The following is an 18544-nucleotide window of genomic DNA, read 5'->3' on the forward strand; positions in this document are numbered from 1 at the left end:
GGGACAAATGAAAGGGCCACCGGCTCCATATTGGCCCTTGTAGTGGACTGGTCGGTGAGGTTTTCTCTGCCGAGTAGTACCCGTCTTCCTTCCGAGTGAGGTCAACCCGTGAGCACGCTTCCCACCTCTCCCCAGTCCGAGTCGGCCATCGGCACCTCCCGCGTCAAGCGCGGCATGGCCGAGCAGCTCAAGGGCGGCGTGATCATGGACGTGGTCAACGCCGAGCAGGCGAAGATCGCCGAGGACGCCGGCGCCGTGGCCGTCATGGCCCTGGAGCGGGTTCCGGCCGACATCCGCAAGGACGGCGGCGTGGCCCGGATGTCGGACCCGAACATGATCGAGGAGATCATCGAGGCCGTCTCCATCCCGGTCATGGCCAAGTCCCGCATCGGCCACTTCGTCGAGGCCCAGGTGCTCCAGTCCCTCGGCGTCGACTACATCGACGAGTCCGAGGTCCTGACCCCGGCCGACGAGATCAACCACTCCGACAAGTGGGCCTTCACCACCCCCTTCGTCTGCGGTGCCACCAACCTGGGCGAGGCCCTGCGCCGCATCGCCGAGGGCGCGGCCATGATCCGCTCCAAGGGCGAGGCCGGCACCGGCAACGTCGTCGAGGCCGTCCGTCACCTGCGCCAGATCAAGAACGAGATCGCCCAGCTGCGCGGCTACGACAACAACGAGCTGTACGCCGCCGCCAAGGAGCTGCGCGCCCCGTACGAGCTCGTCAAGGAGGTCGCCGAGCTCGGCAAGCTCCCCGTCGTCCTGTTCTCCGCCGGTGGCGTCGCCACCCCGGCCGACGCCGCGCTGATGCGCCAGCTCGGCGCCGAGGGCGTCTTCGTCGGCTCCGGCATCTTCAAGTCCGGCGACCCGGCCAAGCGCGCCGCCGCCATCGTGAAGGCCACCACCTTCTTCGACGACCCGAAGGTCATCGCGGACGCCTCCCGCAACCTGGGCGAGGCCATGGTCGGCATCAACTGCGACACCCTCCCCGAGGCCGAGCGCTACGCCAACCGCGGCTGGTAAGGCACCCCACGATGAACAACCCCCCCGTGATCGGTGTCCTGGCGCTCCAGGGCGACGTACGGGAGCACCTGATCGCCCTGGCCGCGGCGGACGCCGTGGCCAGGCCGGTCCGGCGTCCCGAGGAGCTCGCCGAGGTCGACGCCCTGGTGATCCCCGGCGGCGAGTCCACGACCATGTCGAAGCTCGCGGTCCTGTTCGGCATGCTGGAGCCGCTGCGCGAGCGCGTGAAGGCCGGCATGCCGGTCTACGGCACCTGCGCCGGCATGATCATGCTCGCCGACAAGCTGCTGGACGGCCGTGACGACCAGGAGACGCTCGGCGGCATCGACATGATCGTCCGCCGCAACGCCTTCGGGCGGCAGAACGAGTCCTTCGAAGCGAAGATCGACTTCACCGGCATAGCGGGCGGCCCCGTCGAGGGCGTCTTCATCCGCGCCCCCTGGGTCGAGTCGGTCGGAGCCTCCGCCGAGGTCCTCGCCGAGTACGACGGCCACACGGTCGCCGTGCGCCAGGGCAACGTCCTCGCCACCTCGTTCCACCCCGAACTGACCGGCGACGACCGCGTCCACGCGTACTTCGTCGACATGGTGCGCGCGGCGCTGTAATCAGGTCCCGGTAGGATCTGAGGTGAACACTGTTGGTTACGCGAAGGAGACAGGCGGATGTCCGGCCACTCTAAATGGGCTACGACGAAGCACAAGAAGGCCGTGATCGATGCCAAGCGCGGCAAGCTCTTCGCGAAGCTGATCAAGAACATCGAGGTCGCGGCGCGTATGGGCGGCGCCGACATCGAGGGCAACCCGACGCTGTTCGACGCCGTTCAGAAGGCCAAGAAGCAGTCGGTCCCGAACAAGAACATCGACTCCGCGGTCAAGCGCGGCGGCGGCCTTGAGGCCGGCGGCGCCGACTACGAGACGATCATGTACGAAGGCTACGGCCCGAACGGTGTCGCGGTGCTCATCGAGTGCCTCACCGACAACCGCAACCGCGCCGCCTCCGACGTCCGCGTCGCCATGACCCGCAACGGCGGTTCGATGGCCGACCCGGGCTCGGTCTCGTACCTGTTCAACCGCAAGGGCGTCATCCTCCTGCCCAAGGCCGAGCTCACCGAGGACGACGTCCTCGGCGCGGTCCTGGACGCCGGTGCCGAAGAGGTCAACGACAACGGCGACACCTGGGAGATCATCAGCGAGGCCACCGACCTGGTCGCGGTCCGCACCGCCCTCCAGGAGGCCGGCATCGACTACGACTCGGCCGACTCCAGCTTCGTCCCGACCATGCAGGTCGAGCTCGACGAAGAGGGCGCGCGCAAGATCTTCAAGCTGATCGACGCGCTGGAGGACAGCGACGACGTGCAGAACGTCTTCGCCAACTTCGACGTCTCGGACGAGGTCATGGAGAAGGTCGACGCCTAGTCCCCCCTTTGCGGCTGAACCGCCGCCGCTCTCGCGGATGTGGTTGCTCGCCGTCGGGCTGGCTCAATTGACGGTTGCTGTTTCGACGGGCCGACAGGACACACCCTGTCGGCCCGTCGGCGTTGTCAGCGGTGCGGGATAGCCTGCACGCACTGGCGATCGAAGAGGGAGGGGCGCGGTGCGCGTACTGGGTGTGGACCCCGGGCTGACGCGGTGCGGTGTCGGCGTGGTCGAAGGGGTCGCCGGACGGCCCCTGACCATGATCGGCGTGGGGGTCGTACGGACCCCCGCGGACGCCGAGCTGGGACACCGCCTCGTCGCCATCGAGCGCGGCATCGAGGAATGGCTCGACGCGCACCGGCCGGAATTCGTCGCCGTGGAGCGGGTGTTCAGCCAGCACAACGTCCGCACCGTGATGGGTACCGCCCAGGCCAGCGCCGTCGCGATGCTGTGCGCCGCGCGCCGCGGCATACCCGTCGCGCTGCACACCCCCAGCGAGGTCAAGGCCGCCGTCACCGGCAGCGGCCGGGCCGACAAGGCGCAGGTCGGGGCCATGGTCACCCGGCTGCTGCGGCTGGCCGAGCCGCCCAAGCCGGCCGACGCCGCCGACGCCCTCGCCCTCGCCATCTGCCACATCTGGCGGGCCCCCGCCCAGAACCGCCTCCAGCGGGCGGTAGCCCAGCACGCCTCGAAAGGCCCCATCCGATGATCGCCTTCGTCAGCGGCCCGGTCGCCGCGCTCAGCCCCACCCTGGCCGTGATCGAGGTCGGGGGCGTCGGCATGGCCGTGCAGTGCACCCCGAACACCATCGCGGGCCTGCGCACCGGCGAACCGGCCCGGCTGGCCACCTCCCTGGTGGTCCGGGAGGACTCCCTGACCCTGTACGGCTTCGCCGACGACGACGAACGGCAGGTCTTCGAGCTCCTCCAGACCGCCAGCGGGGTCGGCCCGAGGCTGGCCCAGGCGATGCTCGGGGTGCACAGCCCGGACGCGCTGCGGCTGGCCGTCGAATCGGGGGACGAGAAGGCGCTGACGGCCGTTCCCGGCATCGGGAAGAAGGGGGCGCAGAAGCTGCTGCTGGAGCTGAAGGGGAAGCTGGGCGCGGCCCCGTCGGTGGGCGCCCAGCGGGCGCCGGCCGCCTCCGGCCCGGCGCCCTGGACCGAGCAGCTCACCGCCGCGCTGATCGGGCTCGGATACGCCTCCCGCGAGGCGGAGGACGCGGTCGACGCGGTGACCCCGCAGGCGGAGGCGGCCATCGCCGCGGGCGGTACCGCCCCCGTCCCGCAGCTCCTCCGAGCGGCCCTCCAGACCCTGAACCGCACCCGCTGACCGGCACCCCGCTGCGCGGAGCCCCTCCCCGCCCCGCCCGGTACCGACGAGAAGGCAGACTGAACCCGTGAACTGGGACGACGAAACCGACACCCCCGAGCCCGACCGGCTGGTCGCAGCGGCAGCCGACGGTGAGGACACCGCCGTCGAGGCCGCCCTGCGCCCCAAGGACCTCGGCGAGTTCGTCGGCCAGGAGAAGGTCCGCCAGCAGCTGGACCTCGTCCTGAAGGCGGCCCGCCAGCGCGGCGCCACCGCCGACCACGTCCTGCTCTCCGGCGCGCCCGGCCTCGGCAAGACCACCCTCTCCATGATCATCGCCGCGGAGATGGGCGCCCCGATCCGGATCACCTCCGGCCCCGCCATCCAGCACGCCGGCGACCTCGCCGCCATCCTCTCCTCCCTCCAGGAGGGCGAGGTCCTCTTCCTCGACGAGATCCACCGCATGTCCCGGCCCGCCGAGGAGATGCTGTACATGGCCATGGAGGACTTCCGGGTCGACGTCATCGTCGGCAAGGGCCCCGGCGCGACCGCCATCCCGCTGGAGCTGCCCCCGTTCACCCTCGTCGGCGCCACCACCCGCGCCGGCCTGCTGCCGCCCCCGCTGCGCGACCGCTTCGGGTTCACCGGGCACATGGAGTTCTACGCCCCCGAGGAGCTCCAGCGTGTCGTCCACCGTTCCGCCCGCCTCCTCGACGTGGAGATCGACACCGCCGGCGCCGCCGAGATCGCCGGCCGCTCCCGCGGCACCCCGCGCATCGCCAACCGCCTGCTGCGCCGCGTCCGCGACTACGCCCAGGTGCGGGCCGACGGAGTGATCACCCGTGAGGTGGCCGCCACGGCCCTCCAGGTGTACGAGGTCGACGCGCGCGGGCTCGACCGGCTGGACCGGGCCGTGCTGGAGGCCCTGCTCAAGCTGTTCGGCGGCGGACCCGTCGGGCTGTCCACCCTCGCCGTCGCGGTGGGGGAGGAGCGGGAGACGGTCGAGGAGGTCGCGGAGCCCTTCCTGGTCCGGGAGGGCCTGCTGGCCCGTACCCCGCGGGGCCGGGTCGCGACCCCCGCCGCATGGGCTCACCTGGGGCTTGTTCCCCCGCAGCAGCAGGCCGGCGGATCAAGCGGACAACAGGGCCTGTTCGGGCCGTGACGGCGCGGAGGTTCGACCGGTCAGGAACTGCGGTGCCATGCTGGGCGTTGTTCCATCGGTGCGGACTCGCCTAGACTCCGCCGATGCCGACCCTTCGGGTCGGCGTGCCCACCCCCGTAGAAAAAGGCCGTCTCCCGTGCGGTCGTGCGAAGGATCTCCGTCCCGTGAATCTCGTGACACTCCTCCCGTTCATCGTGCTCATCGGGGCGATGTTCCTGATGACCCGCTCCGCGAAGAAGAAGCAGCAGCAGGCCGCGCAGATGCGCGACCACATGACGGCCGGTACCGGCGTCCGCACCATCGGCGGCATGTACGCCACGGTGAAGGAGATCGGTGACGACACCGTCACCCTCGAGGTGGCTCCCGGCGTCCACGCGATCTACGCGAAGAACGCCATCGGCGCCGTGCTGGACGACGACGAGTACAACCGCATCGTCCACGGCACCACCACCGACGAGCTGACCGTCCCCGACGACGCCTCCTCGCTGACGGACTCCGAGTCCCCGAAGACGGACCTGTCGAAGGACTCCGGTTCGCAGGACGCCCCCAAGCTCGACCTGTCCAAGGACGACGAGCCGAAGGACGACGAGCCGAAGGACGGCAAGACCGACGGCGAGGCCGGCGCCAAGTAGCGCCGGCCGGGAACCGCGGTGGCGCCCGACCGGCGGCCGCCGTGGTTCCCGCACCGAACTTCTGCGGGGGGCAGGGGTCCCCACCACACATTTCGTGGCCGTCCGCGTGCTGACCCGGCGCGGGACGGTTGGACAGGGAGATACGACAAGGTGGCAGCACCGAAGAAGGGCCGGCGGCCCACGGGGGCTCAGGGGAGGCCGGGGCGCGCCCTGGCCTTCATCCTGATCGCGATGGTGGCGCTCACCGCGGGGATGTTCCTCTCTCATCAGACCACCCCCCGCCTGGGCATCGACCTGGCGGGCGGAACGAGCATCACGCTCAAGGCGAAGAGCGAGCCCGGCAAGCCGGACGCGGTCAACGAGACCAACATGAACACCGCGGTCGGCATCATCGAGCGCCGTGTCAACGGTCTCGGCGTCTCCGAGGCCGAGGTCCAGACCCAGGGCCGCGACCACATCATCGTGAACATCCCCAAGGGGACGAACGAGCAGCAGGCGCGTGAGCAGGTCGGTACCACCGCCCAGCTGTACTTCCGCCCCGTGCTGACCTTCGCCGACGGCGCCCCCGCCGCCCCGGAGACCAAGCCCAGCGGCTCCCCGAGCCCCTCCGCGAGCGGTTCCGGCGCCCCCAAGGCCGAGGGCAGCTCCAAGCCGTCCGCGCAGGCCACCCCGTCGTCCAGCGCCACTTCCCAGGGCCGTGTGCTCAGCGAGGCCCTCAAGGCCCCGGGCACCCCCACTCCCTCGCCCTCGGCGAGCGAGTCGAAGAAGGCAGACGACAACAAGGCCACGCCTTCCGCTCAGGCCTCCGGTTCCGCCTCGGCGCCCGCCCCCGCCCCGACCCCGCCCGCAGTGGACCCGGCCCTGGCCGGCCTGCAGGCGAAGTTCGCGGCGCTGGACTGCACCAACGAGGAGCAGCGTGCCGCCGCGGGCAAGGGCGTCAAGCCCGAGGACCCGATGATCGCCTGCGGCAAGCGCGGCAACCAGTGGGGCAAGTGGATCCTCGGCCCGGCCCAGGTCAACGGCCAGGACGTGAAGGACGCCAAGGGCGTCATCGACCAGCAGCGCGGTCAGTGGATCGTCACCATGCAGTTCACCGACAAGGGCGCCGACAAGTTCGCCAAGATCACCGGTGAGCTGGCCACCAAGCAGGCCCCGCAGAACCAGTTCGCGATCGTGCTCGACGGCGAGGTCATCTCCGACCCGTCCGTCAGCCAGGCGCTGACCGGTGGCAACGCCGAGATCTCCGGCGGCTTCACCCAGCAGTCCGCGCAGGACCTGGGCAACATGCTCTCGTACGGCGCCCTGCCGCTGTCCTTCCAGGAGGACAGCGTCACCACCGTCACCGCCGCGCTCGGCGGGGAGCAGCTGAAGGCCGGCCTGATCGCCGGTGCCATCGGCCTGGCCTTCGTCGTGATCTACCTGCTGGTCTACTACCGCGGTCTGGCCTTCATCGCGATCGTCAGCCTCCTGGTGTCCGCGATCCTCACGTACACGATCATGGCGCTGCTGGGCAAGGGAATCGGCTTCGCCCTGAACCTGCCGGCCGTCTGCGGCGCGATCGTCGCCATCGGCATCACGGCGGACTCGTTCATCGTGTACTTCGAGCGCATCCGTGACGAGATCCGCGAGGGCCGCACCCTGCGTCCGGCCGTCGAGCGCGCCTGGCCGCGCGCCCGGCGCACCATCCTGGTCTCCGACTTCGTGTCGTTCCTCGCCGCCGCGGTGCTCTTCATCGTCACCGTCGGCAAGGTCCAGGGCTTCGCCTTCACGCTGGGTCTGACCACCCTGCTCGACGTGGTCGTGGTGTTCCTGTTCACCAAGCCCGTCATGACCCTGCTGGCGCGGACGAAGTTCTTCTCCAGCGGTCACCCGTGGTCCGGACTGGACCCGAAGCGGCTCGGCGCCAAGCCGCCGCTGCGCCGGTCCCGCCGCACCGGCCCCGTCCCCGCCCCCGTCGACGCAAAGGAGGCGTGAGATGTCGAAGCTGGGAGATCTCGGCGCCAAGCTGTACCGCGGTGAGGTCGGATACGACTTCGTCGGCAAGCGCTTCGTCTGGTACGGCGTCTCCATCCTGATCACCATCACGGCGGCCGTGGCCCTGGCCGTCCAGGGCCTCAACATGGGCATCGAGTTCAAGGGCGGCGCCGTCTTCACCACCCCGAAGACGAGCGTGTCCGTCGCGAAGGCGACCGAGGACGCGGAGAAGGCCTCGGGGCACGACGCGATCGTCCAGGAGCTCGGCACCGGCGGCCTGCGCATCCAGATCTCCGGTCTGGACACCGATTCGGCCGCCTCCGTGAAGAAGCAGCTCGGCACCGACCTCAAGGTCGACGCGGGCCAGATCAACGCGGACCTGGTCGGCCCGAGCTGGGGCGAGCAGATCGCGACCAAGGCCTGGACCGGCCTCGCGATCTTCATGGTCCTCGTGGTGATCTACCTGGCCATCGCCTTCGAGTGGCGGATGGCCGTCGCGGCCCTGATCGCGCTGATCCACGACCTCACCATCACCGTCGGCGTGTACGCGCTCGTCGGCTTCGAGGTCACCCCGGGCACCGTGATCGGTCTGCTCACGATCCTCGGTTACTCCCTCTACGACACCGTCGTCGTCTTCGACGGTCTCAAGGAGGGCGCGAAGGACATCACCAAGCAGACCCGCTGGACCTTCAGCGACGTCGCCAACCGCAGCATCAACGGCACGCTGGTCCGCTCGATCAACACCACCGTCGTGGCGCTGCTGCCGGTCGCGGCCCTGCTGTTCATCGGCGGCGGCTTCCTCGGCGCGGGCATGCTCAACGACATCTCGCTGTCGCTGTTCGTCGGCCTCGCGGCCGGTGCGTACTCCTCGATCTTCATCGCGACCCCGCTGGTCGTGGACCTGAAGGAGCGCGAGCCGGCGATGAAGGCGCTGACGAAGCGCGTGCTCGCGAAGCGGGCGGCCGCGGCCGCCAAGGGCGAGGACCCCGACGTGGACACCGACCAGGACGAGGCCCCGCAGGTCGTGTCCCAGGGCGGCCAGGGGAGGCGGCGCCGGTGACCACCGCCCCCTGCACCCCCGAGGTCCGCGAGCTGCTGCTCAGCCGGATCACGGACGTCCCGGACTACCCGAAGCCGGGTGTGGTGTTCAAGGACATCACCCCGCTGCTGGCCGACCCCAAGGCCTTCGGCGCGCTGACCGACACGCTGGTGGAGCTGGCCGGCCGCTACGGTGCGACGAAGATCGTCGGGCTGGAGGCGCGCGGGTTCATCCTCGCGGCCCCGGTCGCCGTCAAGGCGGGCATCGGCTTCATCCCCGTACGCAAGGCGGGCAAGCTGCCGGGCGCCACGCTCGCGCAGGCCTACGAGCTGGAGTACGGGACGGCGGAGATCGAGGTCCACGCGGAGGACCTGTCGGCCGGTGACCGGGTCATGGTCATCGACGACGTCCTGGCCACCGGCGGTACCGCCGAGGCCTCGCTGGAGCTGATCCGGCGGGCCGGGGCCGAGGTGGCCGGCGTGGCCGTCCTGATGGAACTGTCGTTCCTCCCGGGGCGGGCCAAGCTGGACACTGCGCTGGCGGGGGCCCCGCTGGACTCGCTGATCGTCGTCTGACGTCGCTCTGCCGAAGCGGCGGGTGCCCGGATTGCCGGGTGCCCGCCGCTTTCGTGTGCGGCGCCGCTGCCGGGGGCCGGCCCCCGGACCCCAGCGCCTCAAACGCCGTCGGGGCTGGATGTCGGCGGCTCGGGGTCGGACGGAGGGGGGCTGGGGTTCCGTCTTGGTGGGCGGGCGCGGAGAACAGGGTGGCGGAACGCTCGCTACCATGGGTTATCCGGACCTGACCGGGCCCCGGATCCTCCCCCAAACTCCGTCCGGGGGGACCCCCAGAGGAGCGCTCTTGCCAGACGAGGTCCAGCCACTCTCCGCCGCGCAGCCCGACCCCAAGGCCGACCCGGCCGCGGCGGCCGCAGCCACGCCCCCGCCGGCCCCGCCGGTCAAGCCCCTCCCGGCCAAGCCGGCCGGGTCCTCCAACCGGGTGCGCGCCCGGCTGGCCCGCCTCGGCGTGCAGCGTTCCAACCCGTACAACCCGGTACTGGAACCCCTGCTCCGTATAGTCCGCAGCAACGATCCGAAGATCGAGACGGCGACGCTGCGGCAGATCGAACAGGCCTACCAGGTCGCGGAGCGCTGGCACCGCGGACAGAAGCGCAAGAGCGGCGACCCGTACATCACCCATCCGCTCGCGGTGACCACGATCCTCGCCGAGCTCGGGATGGACCCCGCCACCCTCATGGCGGGCCTGCTGCACGACACCGTCGAGGACACCGAGTACGGCCTCGACCAGCTCCGCCGCGACTTCGGCGACGCCGTGGCCCTCCTCGTCGACGGCGTCACCAAGCTCGACCGGGTCAAGTTCGGCGAGGCCGCCCAGGCCGAGACCGTGCGCAAGATGGTCGTCGCCATGGCCAAGGACCCGCGCGTCCTGGTCATCAAGCTCGCCGACCGCCTGCACAACATGCGCACCATGCGCTACCTCAAGCGGGAGAAGCAGGAGAAGAAGGCCCGCGAGACCCTTGAGATCTACGCGCCGCTGGCCCACCGCCTCGGCATGAACACCATCAAGTGGGAGCTGGAGGACCTCGCCTTCGCGATCCTCTACCCCAAGATGTACGACGAGATCGTGCGCCTCGTCGCCGAGCGGGCCCCCAAGCGCGACGAGTACCTGGCCATCGTCACCGACGAGGTGATGGTCGACCTCAGAGCCGCCCGGATCAAGGCCACCGTCACCGGCCGCCCCAAGCACTACTACAGCGTCTACCAGAAGATGATCGTCCGCGGCCGTGACTTCGCGGAGATCTACGACCTGGTGGGCATCCGCGTCCTCGTGGACACCGTCCGGGACTGCTACGCGGCCCTCGGTACCGTGCACGCGCGCTGGAACCCGGTCCCCGGCCGGTTCAAGGACTACATCGCGATGCCCAAGTTCAACATGTACCAGTCGCTGCACACGACGGTCATCGGACCCAACGGCAAGCCGGTCGAACTCCAGATCCGCACCTTCGACATGCACCGCCGCGCCGAGTACGGCATCGCCGCGCACTGGAAGTACAAGCAGCAGACCGTCGCCGGCGCCTCCAAGGTCCGTACCGACGTCCCGCAGGCCGCCAAGGGCAGCGCCGGCCAGGACACCGTCAACGACATGGCCTGGCTGCGCCAGCTCCTCGACTGGCAGAAGGAGACGGAGGACCCGGGCGAGTTCCTCGACTCGCTGCGCTTCGACCTCTCCCGCAACGAGGTCTTCGTCTTCACCCCCAAGGGCGACGTCATCGCGCTGCCGGCCGGAGCGACCTCCGTGGACTTCGCGTACGCGGTCCACACCGAGGTCGGCCACCGCACCATAGGGGCGCGGGTCAACGGGCGGCTCGTCCCGCTCGAATCGACCCTCGACAACGGTGACCTGGTCGAGGTCTTCACCTCCAAGGCCGAGGGCGCCGGCCCGTCCCGCGACTGGCTGGGCTTCGTCAAGTCCCCCAGGGCCCGCAACAAGATCCGCGCCTGGTTCTCCAAGGAGCGCCGCGACGAGGCCATCGAGCACGGCAAGGACGCCATCGCGCGGGCCATGCGCAAGCAGAACCTGCCGATCCAGCGGATCCTGACCGGCGACTCCCTCGTCACCCTCGCGCACGAGATGCGCTACCCCGACATCTCCTCGCTCTACGCGGCGATCGGCGAGGGCCACGTGGCCGCGCAGGGCGTCGTGCAGAAGCTGGTGCAGGCCCTCGGCGGCGAGGAGGCCGCCAACGAGGACATCGAGGAGAGCATCCCGCCGTCCCGCGCCCGCACCAAGCGGCGCGGCAAGGCCGACCCGGGCGTGGTCGTCAAGGGCGTCGACGACGTGTGGGTGAAGCTGGCCCGCTGCTGCACGCCGGTGCCGGGCGACCCGATCATCGGCTTCGTCACCCGCGGCAGTGGCGTATCGGTTCACCGCGCCGACTGCGTCAACGTCGACTCCCTCTCCCAGCAGCCCGAGCGGATGCTGGAGGTGGAGTGGGCCCCGACCCAGTCCTCCGTCTTCCTGGTCGCCATCCAGGTCGAGGCGCTGGACCGCTCCCGGCTGCTGTCGGACGTCACGCGGGTCCTGTCGGACCAGCACGTCAACATCCTCTCCGCGGCCGTGCAGACCTCCCGCGACCGGGTGGCGACCTCCCGGTTCACCTTCGAGATGGGCGACCCGAAGCACCTGGGACACGTCCTGAAGGCCGTACGGGGCGTCGAGGGCGTCTACGACGTCTACCGCGTGACCTCGGCCCGCAGGCCGTAGCGGCAGGACATACGACGGTGGGCGCCACCCCGGAAGGGGTGGCGCCCACCGTCATGAGGCGCGGGGCCCGGTCAGGGGCAGCCCCACCAGACGAAGTTGAGGTTGCCCCCGAAGAGCGCGGAGACGGCCGTCGCGGACCCTATGATCCACACCACCGTGCTCCGCCGCGCCCGGGCCAGGGCCAGCGCGAAGGGGAAGAGCAGCGGGAACGCGGGCATGATGAAGCGCATCTTCGAGAAGTAGAAGCCCGCGCCGCCCAGCGCCATCAGCATGATCATGGCCGCGAAGATCCACACGACCATGGGGGGCCGGCGCCGGCGCGTCATCAGGACGAACAGCACCACCGCCGTGACCACCGTCAGCGAGACCACCACGTGGTTGAGGGTGGTGTGCACCTCGGTGAAGGTCTTCTTCAGCTCGTTGACCGTGTCGAAGCCGCCGTCGTACACCGAACCCCAGCGCCGCTGGAGCTCGAAGTAGCCGTCCCAGCGCCCGAAGTGCCAGCCGACGTAGCCCACGTACCCGAACCAGCCCAGCGGGGCGATCAGCGAAGCGGCCACGATCCGTCCCACCGGGGGCCGCTGCGAGCGGCGCTTGCGGCGCCACTGCACGTACTCCCAGACCCCCGCCAGCACCACGGCCGCGACGATCGCCGAACCCGAGGGCCGGGTGGCACCCGCGAAGAAGGCCAGCACACCGGCCGTCAGCCAGGACTTCGTCATCACCGCGTACATCGCCCACACCGACAGGGCGAGGAACAGCGGCTCGGTGTACGCCATCGACTGGACGAGCGCCGCCGGCACGATCGCGAACAGGGCGCAGGTGAAGAGCGCGACCCGACGGCCGTAGATCTTGTCGGTGACGGCGAAGATGCCCCACGCGGCGATCACCGACGCGAACAGCGCCAGCCCCATCGCCACCCAGTTCATCGGCAGGTGCGTGACGTACGAGGTGTAGCGCACCAGCATGGGGTAGACGGGGAAGAACGCCATCTGGCAGCTCGGCCCCGCGAACGCACAGGGCGACGGCGTCGCCAGCGGGGTCGTCAGACCGTTCTCGGCGATGTGCAGGTAGTAGACGGCGTCCCAGCGCCCGCCCAGGATCTCCAGCGGCCGCACGTCCTTGCGCTCGGCCCAGATCGCCATGACGGCGAGTCCGGTGGCGCGCAGGGCGAGGTGGATCAGCAGGGCCTTGCGGGCACGCTTCAGGTTGGCGAGTACGCGCCGTCCGACACCACGGAGCCCGGAGTCCTTCTTGCCGGAAAGCGGTTCGGCGACGAGAAGTGAGTCGGGGACATCAGCGCGTATCTGGGTATGCGTCACATTCGATCCTGGTCGTCGCCCGGCAGAAGGCCGCCGAGGCGGCACCGTACAACGTTACACAGGTGGAGGGTGCAACCCGCGCGCACCCTGTGTGGAATCCACGTAACGAATCGGACGCACCCATATCCGCACACAAGCCCGCCCACACACCCGTACACACGCCGACGGGCACCACCGGAAGTAACCGGTGGTGCCCGTCGGCCTACGCGTCCGAGGACGGCGGCGGGTGTCAGCCGCCGAACTCCTCCAGACCCTTCAGCGCCTGGTCCAGCAGGGCCTGGCGGCCCTCCAGCTCCCGGGACAGCTTGTCGGCCTTGGCGTTGTTGCCTGCCCCGCGCGCGGCGTCGATCTCACCGCGCAGCTTGTCCACGGCCGCCTGGAGCTGCCCCGTCAGACCGGCCGCACGGGCCCGCGCCTCCGGGTTCGTACGCCGCCACTCGCCCTCCTCGGCCTCCTGGATGGCCCGCTCCACGGCGTGCATCCGGCCCTCGACCTTGGGACGGGCGTCGCGCGGCACGTGGCCGATGGCCTCCCAGCGCTCGTTGATGGAACGGAACGCGGCCCGGGCCGCCTTCAGGTCCGTCACCGGGAGGAGCTGCTCCGCCTCGACGGCCAGCTCCTCCTTCAGCTTCAGGTTCTCGACCTGCTCGGCGTCCCGCTCCGCGAAGACCTCGCCGCGCGCCGCGAAGAACACGTCCTGCGCACCGCGGAATCGGTTCCACAGGTCGTCCTCGGCCTCGCGCTGCGCCCGTCCCGCCGCCTTCCAGCTGTCCATCAGCTCGCGGTAGCGGGCGGCCGTCGGACCCCAGTCCGTCGACTTCGACAGCGACTCGGCCTCGGCGACCAGCTTCTCCTTGGCCTTGCGGGCCTCCTCGCGCTGGGCGTCCAGCGCGGCGAAGTGCGCCTTGCGGCGCTTGGAGAAGGCGGACCGGGCGTGCGAGAAGCGGTGCCACAGCTCGTCGTCCGACTTGCGGTCGAGCCGGGGCAGGCCCTTCCAGATGTCCACCAGCGCGCGCAGCCGCTCGCCGGCGCTGCGCCACTGGTCGCTCTGCGCCAGCTGCTCGGCCTCGGTCACCAGGGCGTCCTTGGCCGTACGGGCCTCGTCCGCCTGCTTGGCCTTCTGGACCTTGCGCTCCTCGCGCCGCGAGTCCACCGTCGCCACCAGCTTGTCCAGCCGGACGCGCAGCGCGTCGAGGTCACCGACGGCGTGGTGCTCGTCCACCTGCGTCCGCAGGTGCTCGATGGCCGTCTGGGCGTCCTTGGCGGACAGATCGGTGGTCCGCACCCGCCGTTCGAGGAGGCCGATCTCGACCACCAAGCCCTCGTACTTGCGCTCGAAGTAGGCCAGGGCCTCCTCGGGGGTGCCCGCCTGCCACGAGCCGACGACCTGCTCGCCCTCGGAAGTACGCACGTACACGGTGCCGGTCTCGTCGACTCGGCCCCACGGGTCGCTGCTCACAGCGCCTCCTCCACCTGATGCCCGCGAGGGGTTCATCCCCCTGGCATCGTCCACAGTTTCCTGGGGCGGGCAGCGCCCGCCCTGCACAACGCCAACATAGGCGACCGCCGGGCCGGCTGTCCGCATCCCGCACGACGGAATATCGCCGCGGGGGCCGCGGGCCGGCCGGGCCGGGGCCGCCGGACCCTTCAGTTCTTGGTGACGGTGGCCTTCTCGATGTTCACGGGGGTCTTCGGGGCGCCGTCCTGGGCCCCGTCGGCGGTGCCGGCCTTCGCGACCTCCGCCAGCACCTTCAGCCCGGCCGCGTCGATCTTCCCGAACGGGGTGTAGGAGGGTGCGAGGGGGCTGTCCTCGTAGACCAGGAAGAACTGGCTGCCGCCGGTGCCGGGCCGACCCGTGTTGGCCATCGCCACCGTGCCGGCCGGGTAGACCACCTGGCCCTGCTCGTTCGGCTTGCCCAGGGAGTCCAGGTTCTCGTCCGGGATGGTGTAGCCCGGGCCGCCGCGGCCGGTGCCCTCGGGGTCGCCGCACTGGAGCACGTGGATCCCGCTCGTCACCAGGCGGTGGCACTTGGTCTTGTCGAAGAAGCCCTTGTCGGCGAGCGACTTGAAGGAGTTGACCGTCTGCGGGGTCTTCGAGGCGTCCATCTCGAACGTGACGTCGCCCGCGCTGGTCTTCAGGGCGAAGGTGTACTTCGCCTTGTCGTCGATCGCCATCGCCGGGGACGGGGACTTCTTCGGCTCGGGCAGCGACGGCGACGCCGAGGGCTCGGCCGAGGCGTCGTTCTCGTCCTTGCCGTCGAAGACACCGCCCGCGATCAGCCCGATCAGCGTCGCGATCACCGCGGCCGAGGCCGCACCGATGACCGCCAGCCGCTGCCGCGACTTGCGGCGGGCCTCCGCGCGGCGCTTCTGCTGGCGCTCGTACTTCTCCCTGGCGAGCTGTCGCCGACGCTGATCGCTCGTGACCACCGGTCGTCTCCTTGTGCGTCTCTGGTACCGCTGTCCGGGCTGGGTTAGGCCGTACCGTATATGGGTTCGCTGTGTGATGAGCGGCGCCGGTAGGCTCTGAGCAGCAGATTCCGAACTGCTGCCTCCCGCCGAGCGACGATTGAGGACGAACGTGCTGATTGCCGGGTTCCCCGCCGGGGCCTGGGGGACCAACTGCTACCTGGTCGCCCCCGCCGCGGGTGAGGAGTGCGTCATCATCGACCCGGGCCACCAGGCCACCCAGGGTGTCGAGGAGACGCTGAGGAAGCACCGTCTCAAGCCCGTCGCGGTCGTCCTGACCCACGGCCACATCGATCATGTGGCCTCGGTGGTCCCGGTGTGCGGAGCGCACGACGTACCGGCCTGGATCCACCCCGAGGACCGCTACATGATGAGCGACCCGGAGAAGGCCCTCGGCCGCTCCATCGGGATGCCGCTCATGGGAGAACTGACCGTCGGCGAGCCGGACGACGTCCGCGAGCTGTCCGACGGCGCCGCCCTGAAGCTGGCCGGAATGGAGTTCTCGGTGGCGCACGCGCCGGGGCATACCAAGGGGTCGGTGACCTTCCGGATGCCCGAGCAGGCCGACGTTCCGCCGGTCTTCTTCTCGGGCGACCTGCTCTTCGCCGGCTCCATCGGACGCACCGACCTGCCCGGCGGCTCCCACGCCGAGATACTCCAGTCGCTGGCCCGCGTGTGCCTGCCGCTGGAGGACTCGACGGTGGTGCTGTCCGGCCACGGTCCCCAGACCACCATCGGCCGCGAGCGCGCGACCAACCCGTACCTGCGGGAAGTCGCCGCCGGCCTGGGGGACGGCACCGCCGCCCCACGACGAGGAATGTGACGAGAGTTTCGTGGCTACTTTTCAGGCCCCCAAGGGCACGTACGACCTGATCCCGCCGGTTTCCGTGAAGTACCTGGCGGTGCGCGAGGCCATCTCCGCGCCCCTGCGGAACTCCGGCTACGGCTACATCGAGACCCCCGGCTTCGAGGACGTCGGCCTCTTCGCCCGCGGTGTGGGCGAGTCGACCGACATCGTCTCCAAGGAGATGTACGCCTTCACGACCAAGGGCGGCGACCAGCTGGCCCTGCGCCCCGAGGGTACGGCCTCCGTGCTGCGCGCGGCCCTGGAGTCGAGCCTGCACAAGAAGGGCAACCTGCCGGTCAAGCTCTGGTACTCGGGCTCGTACTACCGCTACGAGAAGCCGCAGAAGGGCCGCTACCGCCACTTCTCCCAGGTCGGTGCCGAGGCCATCGGCGCCGAGGACCCGGCGCTGGACGCCGAGCTGATCATCCTCGCCGACCAGGCGTACCGCTCCCTGGGCCTGCGCAACTTCCGCATCCTGCTGAACTCGCTCGGTGACAAGGAGTGCCGCCCCGTCTACCGGGAGGCCCTCCAGGGCTTCCTGGGCGGCCTCGACCTCGACGAGGAGACCGTCCGCCGGGCCGAGATCAACCCGCTGCGCGTCCTCGACGACAAGCGGCCCGACGTGCAGAAGCAGCTGGTCGGCGCGCCCGTGCTGCGCGACTACCTGTGCGACGCGTGCAAGGCGTACCACGAGGAGGTCCGGGCGCTGATCACGGCCGCCGGGGTCGCCTTCGAGGATGACGAGAAGCTGGTGCGCGGCCTCGACTACTACACCCGCACCACCTTCGAGTTCGTCCACGACGGCCTGGGCTCCCAGTCCGCGGTCGGCGGCGGCGGCCGCTACGACGGCCTGTCCGAGATGATCGGCGGACCGGCCCTGCCGTCGGTCGGCTGGGCGCTCGGCGTCGACCGGACCGTGCTCGCCCTGGAGGCCGAGGGCGTGGAGCTGGACATCCCGGCCGCCACGTCGGTGTTCGCCGTGGCGCTCGGCGAGGCCAAGCCGGCCGTGTTCGGCCTGGTCACCGAGCTGCGCAAGGCGGGCGTTGCCGCGGACATGTCGTACGGGGGCAAGGGCCTCAAGGGCGCCATGAAGGACGCGAACCGCAGCGGTGCGCGCTTCGCCGTCGTCGTGGGCGACCGAGACCTCGCCGAGGGCGTCGTCCAGCTCAAGGACATGGAGTCCGGCGAGCAGACCGCCGTGGCGGTCGACGGCCTGGTCGCCGAGGTCAAGGCCCGCCTGGCCTGACGCACGCGGGCCGGCCCGCACGGCCGCCGGAGGCGGGACGGTGAGTGCTCCCCGTCCCGCCTCCACCGCTTTCCGGCCGCCCTTATACCGATCGAACGGGAGGCGGAGCCCGCGGTACGGCACAATGGCCCCTGCTTGATGACCTTGCCGACGTGGGATGTGGAGCGCGCGGGATGACGACTACGGGAGCCGGCGCGGATACCGCTCCGCGGACCTACGGCGGGAGCCGGGCGCTGGCCCTGCTGCTGGTCATCACGGGAGCGGCGGCGCTGCTCGCCGCCTGGGTGATCACCATCGACAAGTTCAAGCTGCTGGAGGACCCGAACTTCACGCCGGGCTGCAGCCTGAACCCGGTCGTCTCCTGCGGCAACATCATGAAGAGCGAGCAGGCGTCGGCCTTCGGCTTCCCGAACCCGATGCTGGGGCTCGTCGCCTACGGCATCGTCATCTGCGTCGGCATGAGCCTGCTCGCCGGGGCCCGGTTCCGCCGCTGGTACTGGCTGACCCTCAACGCGGGCATGCTCTTCGGCGTCGGGTTCTGCGCCTGGCTGATGTACCAGTCGCTGTACAACATCAACTCGCTCTGCCTGTGGTGCTGCCTCGCCTGGGTCTGCACGATCCTGATGTTCTGGTACGTCACCTCGCACAACGTCCGCCAGGGGATGCTGCCCGCGCCCGGCTGGCTGCGCGGCTTCCTCGACGAGTTCACGTGGGTGCTGCCCGTCCTGCACATCGGGATCATCGGAATGCTGATCCTGACCCGCTGGTGGGACTTCTGGACCTCCTGAGGCCCGGCGGTACTGTCACAGGGCTCGCTTAGGCTCT

The 18544-nt window shown here is 70.3% G+C and carries 17 protein-coding genes; 14 read left to right on the top strand and 3 right to left on the bottom strand.

What is annotated here, in order from left to right; all coding sequences use genetic code 11:
* The first annotated feature begins 108 nt into the window (after positions 1-108).
* The 11 genes from pdxS (at position 109) to AB0F18_RS17320 (ending at position 11835) form a co-directional block, all read left to right on the top strand.
* The gene (gene pdxS / locus AB0F18_RS17270; RefSeq protein WP_362060927.1) at positions 109-1023 is read left to right on the top strand and encodes a pyridoxal 5'-phosphate synthase lyase subunit PdxS; all 915 of its coding nucleotides are present in this window, start codon (positions 109-111) and stop codon (positions 1021-1023) included.
* A gap of 11 nt (positions 1024-1034) precedes the next feature.
* On the top strand, positions 1035-1628 hold the full coding sequence (gene pdxT, locus AB0F18_RS17275; protein ID WP_362060930.1) for a pyridoxal 5'-phosphate synthase glutaminase subunit PdxT: 594 nt from the start codon (positions 1035-1037) through the stop codon (positions 1626-1628).
* Between the two features lie 57 nt (positions 1629-1685).
* Positions 1686-2438: a YebC/PmpR family DNA-binding transcriptional regulator gene (locus tag AB0F18_RS17280; protein ID WP_362060933.1), complete on the top strand. Its 753-nt coding sequence runs from the start codon at positions 1686-1688 to the stop codon at positions 2436-2438.
* 178 nt (positions 2439-2616) lie between these two features.
* A complete protein-coding gene (ruvC, locus tag AB0F18_RS17285) occupies positions 2617-3147 on the top strand; it encodes a crossover junction endodeoxyribonuclease RuvC (RefSeq protein ID WP_362060936.1) in 531 nt (176 codons plus the stop codon).
* Entirely contained in the window at positions 3144-3767 is a 624-nt protein-coding gene (gene ruvA / locus AB0F18_RS17290; RefSeq protein ID WP_362060939.1) for a Holliday junction branch migration protein RuvA, read from the top strand. Before ruvC ends, ruvA begins: the two co-directional genes overlap by 4 nt.
* Before the next feature lie 67 nt (positions 3768-3834).
* Positions 3835-4908: a Holliday junction branch migration DNA helicase RuvB gene (gene ruvB, locus AB0F18_RS17295; RefSeq protein ID WP_362060942.1), complete on the top strand. Its 1074-nt coding sequence runs from the start codon at positions 3835-3837 to the stop codon at positions 4906-4908.
* Between the two features lie 164 nt (positions 4909-5072).
* On the top strand, positions 5073-5540 hold the full coding sequence (gene yajC / locus AB0F18_RS17300) for a preprotein translocase subunit YajC (protein ID WP_362060945.1): 468 nt from the start codon (positions 5073-5075) through the stop codon (positions 5538-5540).
* A gap of 150 nt (positions 5541-5690) precedes the next feature.
* Positions 5691-7514 carry a protein translocase subunit SecD gene (gene secD, locus AB0F18_RS17305; protein WP_362060948.1) on the top strand — a complete coding sequence of 608 codons (1824 nt, stop codon included), beginning with the start codon at positions 5691-5693 and terminating at the stop codon, positions 7512-7514.
* Position 7515: 1 nt separating this feature from the next.
* A complete protein-coding gene (gene secF, locus AB0F18_RS17310) occupies positions 7516-8574 on the top strand; it encodes a protein translocase subunit SecF (protein WP_362060951.1) in 1059 nt (352 codons plus the stop codon).
* Positions 8571-9128: an adenine phosphoribosyltransferase gene (locus AB0F18_RS17315; RefSeq protein ID WP_362060954.1), complete on the top strand. Its 558-nt coding sequence runs from the start codon at positions 8571-8573 to the stop codon at positions 9126-9128. The genes secF and AB0F18_RS17315 overlap by 4 nt, the downstream gene beginning before the upstream one ends.
* Positions 9129-9411: 283 nt before the next feature.
* Positions 9412-11835, top strand: coding sequence for a bifunctional (p)ppGpp synthetase/guanosine-3',5'-bis(diphosphate) 3'-pyrophosphohydrolase (locus AB0F18_RS17320; protein WP_362060957.1), 2424 nt, complete (start codon positions 9412-9414; stop codon positions 11833-11835).
* 71 nt (positions 11836-11906) lie between these two features.
* Here AB0F18_RS17320 and AB0F18_RS17325 read toward each other — a convergent pair whose 3' ends face one another.
* From AB0F18_RS17325 to AB0F18_RS17335, 3 genes are all read right to left on the bottom strand, one after another.
* Positions 11907-13157, bottom strand: a complete 1251-nt coding sequence (locus tag AB0F18_RS17325; protein WP_362060960.1) for a hypothetical protein — start codon at positions 13155-13157, stop codon at positions 11907-11909.
* A gap of 229 nt (positions 13158-13386) precedes the next feature.
* Positions 13387-14616, bottom strand: a complete 1230-nt coding sequence (locus AB0F18_RS17330) for a DUF349 domain-containing protein (RefSeq protein ID WP_362060963.1) — start codon at positions 14614-14616, stop codon at positions 13387-13389.
* Between the two features lie 188 nt (positions 14617-14804).
* Entirely contained in the window at positions 14805-15587 is a 783-nt protein-coding gene (locus AB0F18_RS17335; protein WP_362060966.1) for a peptidylprolyl isomerase, read from the bottom strand.
* A 151-nt stretch (positions 15588-15738) separates the two neighbouring features.
* Here AB0F18_RS17335 and AB0F18_RS17340 point away from each other — a divergent pair, with 151 nt between their 5' ends.
* The 3 genes from AB0F18_RS17340 (at position 15739) to AB0F18_RS17350 (ending at position 18507) form a co-directional block, all read left to right on the top strand.
* The gene (locus AB0F18_RS17340) at positions 15739-16449 is read left to right on the top strand and encodes an MBL fold metallo-hydrolase (RefSeq protein WP_362060969.1); all 711 of its coding nucleotides are present in this window, start codon (positions 15739-15741) and stop codon (positions 16447-16449) included.
* A 10-nt stretch (positions 16450-16459) separates the two neighbouring features.
* Positions 16460-17719, top strand: coding sequence for a histidine--tRNA ligase (gene hisS, locus AB0F18_RS17345; protein WP_362060972.1), 1260 nt, complete (start codon positions 16460-16462; stop codon positions 17717-17719).
* A 173-nt stretch (positions 17720-17892) separates the two neighbouring features.
* A complete protein-coding gene (locus AB0F18_RS17350) occupies positions 17893-18507 on the top strand; it encodes a vitamin K epoxide reductase family protein (RefSeq protein WP_362060975.1) in 615 nt (204 codons plus the stop codon).
* Positions 18508-18544 lie beyond the last annotated feature (37 nt).

It is taken from the genome of Streptomyces sp. NPDC029216, assembly GCF_040648015.1.
GTDB lineage: Bacteria > Actinomycetota > Actinomycetes > Streptomycetales > Streptomycetaceae > Streptomyces.

Bases quoted from the DNA above. Each gene is read 5' to 3' on its own strand.
- pdxT (WP_362060930.1), top strand. From the start codon at position 1,035: ATGAACAACCCCCCCGTGATCGGTGTCCTGGCGCTCCAGGGCGACGTA.
- AB0F18_RS17280 (WP_362060933.1), top strand. From the start codon at position 1,686: ATGTCCGGCCACTCTAAATGGGCTACGACGAAGCACAAGAAGGCCGTG.
- ruvA (WP_362060939.1), top strand. From the start codon at position 3,144: ATGATCGCCTTCGTCAGCGGCCCGGTCGCCGCGCTCAGCCCCACCCTG.
- secF (WP_362060951.1), top strand. From the start codon at position 7,516: ATGTCGAAGCTGGGAGATCTCGGCGCCAAGCTGTACCGCGGTGAGGTC.
- AB0F18_RS17350 (WP_362060975.1), top strand. From the start codon at position 17,893: ATGACGACTACGGGAGCCGGCGCGGATACCGCTCCGCGGACCTACGGC.